A 3,700-nucleotide genomic window follows, 5' to 3' on the forward strand; every position below is an offset into this window, starting at 1 on the left:
CAAGATGTGAATACTGGCGTTGCTGCGGGGAAAAATGCGGTTGAGAATAACCGACTACTTACTCCAACAGAAAAGAAACGCATTGACGAGCTTGTTAAAGGAAACGAACGAGAAGATTTATTATATCGTGCAGCAGCTTGTGCATTAATTCATTGTTCAGCTGGATTAGCGGATGATGACCCAGATAAAGCAGCGTATTTAGCATTAGAAGAGCTAGGTAATAGCCCTGAGTTAGAATCTTATAGAGAACAATTGAAAGGTCAAACAACTGAAATTGAAGTCGAATTACCACCTTATATTACAGGAGGGGGCAAAGAGTCTTATAAAAAAATAGAAGAATTATTTGAATATACGACAGGCAATAAAATTTCAGATACGATGACCTATTATGACAGTGAATACAGCATAAGTACCCGAGCAGGAGGTATTCTTCAAGTTGGGATGGCTGTCGTAGATGGAATGGCAGCAGTCGCATTATCACCAGCTTGTAGCTCAGTATTGGGGTGTTTACCAAGTGCATATTTAACATGGTCAATGGTTGATAATGGTGCAACGGGGTTAATGGTCATTTATAATGGCAAAACTTATCATACGCAAACAGCCGAGGGACTTTCTAAGATATTAGGCGTGTCAGCATCAGATGCTGAATTGTTATTTTCGCTCTCAACAGGTAGCGTTACCGCAAAAGGTTTGAGCGATTTAGCCTGGAAAGCGAGAGCTACAGGGCAAAAGTTATCGGAAAAGGAACTAGAAACAATAAAACATCAGATTGATCGTGAAAGCAAATTAACAGTAGATCCGCATGCAGGAAAAGTAAAGTTAGCAGAAGGTGCTGCTGCAATTGAATTAGAAAAATTATTAGGCGGAAAAGTTGAACGTATTAAGGATAAGGATAGTTTAGCTGACTTCATTTTTACAAGCGGTCCAAATAAAGGTAAAACTGTAGATTTTATGTTTACGACATCTAACGGAACTGAAAGAGAAGTCAATGCTATGAATAAGTTTTTTAATAATAATTGGGATAGAAATATTAAAAAATTACATGAACATTTAGATAAAGCAGATATTGTTCCATTAGATTTTAGGAAACTGACGTCTGATAATCGAACACGTCTTGAAAATTACATTAAGACGTTACCAGAATATCAACGATCTAAAATTCATATTATGAGGTAAAATATGGCTGGTATATTTTATTTTGGAAAAGAGGTAGAATGCGTTGGATATAACTCAACGTTTATGTCTGTTATTGGCGAATATGTTCGTCCCTATATAATGCAACTAGGAAATAATATAGCAGAAAAGGTTTATCTTAGTTATGATCTCTATGATAGTGATTTAAATTTTTCCGAGTTAACTCAAGAACAATATATGCAATGCTATAAACAGCTCGTGAAAGCTATAGAAGTTGATTTGGAAAATATAGAGGATTTTTATAATCACTACCCTAAAGAACTTGTTTATAAAGCTTGGTTTAATGAAATTAAACCTGCAATGCAACGTTCTTTGTTATATCAACCTTAAAATATAGTCCCTGTTTTTGATAACTTAGGCGCAGATAAAAAAACGATTTGGTGGACAGGAAAAATTCCTAAATAATCTTGTTTTGCTTTTTCCAATTCTGTGATAAAGCTCGCAGAATTGGAATATATGATTCAATTTATAACTAAGTTATAAACTCTTTAGCCAAGCATAATATTGATATTGGCAGTGAACAAGAACGTTTACAGTTAACCGAGCATCACAAAACCAAAACGAAAGGGTTGCTTAATAAGGGTTCAATTACTGAAGATATAGCGGTCGACAACATCACCCAAAAAGGCAGTGGGATTTATGGTGATAAGGTAAACATTAATGCGGGTAACAATTTAACGGTTACAGGCAGTGAAGTGGTAGGTACGTACAATGTGAGTCTTGGTGCAGGGAAAGATATCACGATTGATGCAGCGGAAGAGTCGTATTACCGAAAACACGAAACCAAGACCAAAAAATCCGGGTTAATGGGCAGTGGTGGAATAGGCTTTACGGCAGGTAAAGAAAGCGAATCGTTAAAACAAACAAATACCGAACAAGCCTTTGTGGGCAGTGTTGTAGGTAGTACAAAAGGCAGTGTCAATATCGAAGCATTAGATGCGAAAACGACGTATCAAGAAGAGTATGAGCGCAAAAAATCAGGGCTTACTATTTCGATAACGGGCACGGCGAGTGATATTTACAACGCCAACCAAACCCGAGAGCAAGCGAAAAAGCAGACCAATGAGAAAACCAAAGCGTTGATGAATATTAAAGCTGGGTTACAAGCGGGTAATGCGGCGCTAGAGGGCGGTGCTAATTTACAAAATGGTACGCCACAAGCCTCCATTGGCATTAATGTCAGTTTGGGCAGTGAAAAGACCAAACGCACGGTAAACCAAGAGCAACACACCGTGGTAAGTAGTGGCGTCTCAGCGGGGCATAACCTCAGCATTATTGCCACGGGCAATGGTCAAAAAGAGCGTGGCGATATCAATATCATTGGCAGTCAGGTATCTGCCGGTCATGATGCGATGCTCAAAGCGAACCATGATGTTAACATCATTGGACAAGAAAACACGATAAAAACCGACAGCAAAGAAAAAAGCAGCAGTGGCTCGGTAGGTGTGGGCTATAACTTTGGTGGAGAAAAAAATGGCTTTACCATCTCGGCCAGTGCTAGCCAAAGCAAATCCCGCGAAAAAGGTAACGGTACCGATTGGACAGAAAGTGTGGTAGAGGCAGGCAATAAGCTTACGATTATCACCGGTAATGACGCCAACATTGTTGCAGGGCAAGTGAAAGGCGATAGGGTGGTGGCTGATATAGGTCATGACCTTAATATTGAATCGAAACAAGACAGTGACGAGTTCCACTCTAAAAGCACGTCAACCTCGGTAGGGGGAAGTTTTTCTTATGGAGGCTCAAGTAGTATTAATGCCTCGGCGAGCAAAACGAAAATGGACAGCAACTGGCAAAGTGTGACCGACCAATCGGGCATTTTTGCCGGCAGTGGCGGCTTTGACATTACGGTCGGCAACAACACCGACCTAAAAGGGGCGGTGATATCATCAGAAGCGAAAGACAAGAGCCAAAACCGCCTTGACACCGGCACAATCAGCTTTAGTGATATCGAAAACAAAGCGGACTACCAAGTCAGTAGCAGCAGTGCAGGGGTAAGCTCTAGCGGCATGCCATCGATGCCAACCAGTCGCAACAAAAACGAAAGCGAACATTCGACGACGCATTCAGCGGTATCGGAAGGGACGATAATTATCCGCAATAAGGATGACCAAAAACAAGATATCAACGAACTAAGCCGAGATACTGAGCAGGCGAATAACGAGCTCAAACACATCTTTAACAAACAAAAAGAGCAAGACATCATTGACCAAACGCAGTTAGTAAGTGAAATTGGTGGTGAAACGTTAACGATGCTTAATCATATTGACCGGATAAGAGCCGAATCCAAGGCAAAAGAAGCGGTTGAAAAGGAAAAAGAGAAAGGTAAAAACAAGGGACTAACAGAAGAAGAGCAACAAAAAATCTACGAAGACGCCTACAAAAAGGCGATGAATCAAGGCATGTCAGCGATGGGCAGTGACACCCGTCAAGGCATTGACATGGCGGTTAGCCTCATCAACGGCTTAATCAGTGGCGACATGACAGGGGCCGCCGCAGGGGCACT

General features: G+C 40.9%; 2 protein-coding genes and 1 pseudogene. All 3 read left to right on the top strand.

The window, feature by feature from the left end; all coding sequences use genetic code 11:
* Window positions 1–1,176, top strand: a pseudogene (locus tag A9G25_RS12800) (hypothetical protein); the annotation flags it as partial.
* A gap of 3 nt (window positions 1,177–1,179) precedes the next feature.
* Window positions 1,180–1,524: a hypothetical protein gene (locus A9G25_RS05935; RefSeq protein ID WP_065626175.1), complete on the top strand. Its 345-nt coding sequence runs from the start codon at window positions 1,180–1,182 to the stop codon at window positions 1,522–1,524.
* 239 nt (window positions 1,525–1,763) lie between these two features.
* Window positions 1,764–3,700 (top strand): hemagglutinin repeat-containing protein (locus A9G25_RS05940; RefSeq protein WP_176701081.1); only part of this gene is annotated, 1,937 nt, incomplete at its 3' end.

The sequence above is a fragment of the Gilliamella sp. Bif1-4 genome (assembly GCF_001690535.1).
Lineage (GTDB): Bacteria > Pseudomonadota > Gammaproteobacteria > Enterobacterales > Orbaceae > Gilliamella > Gilliamella bombi.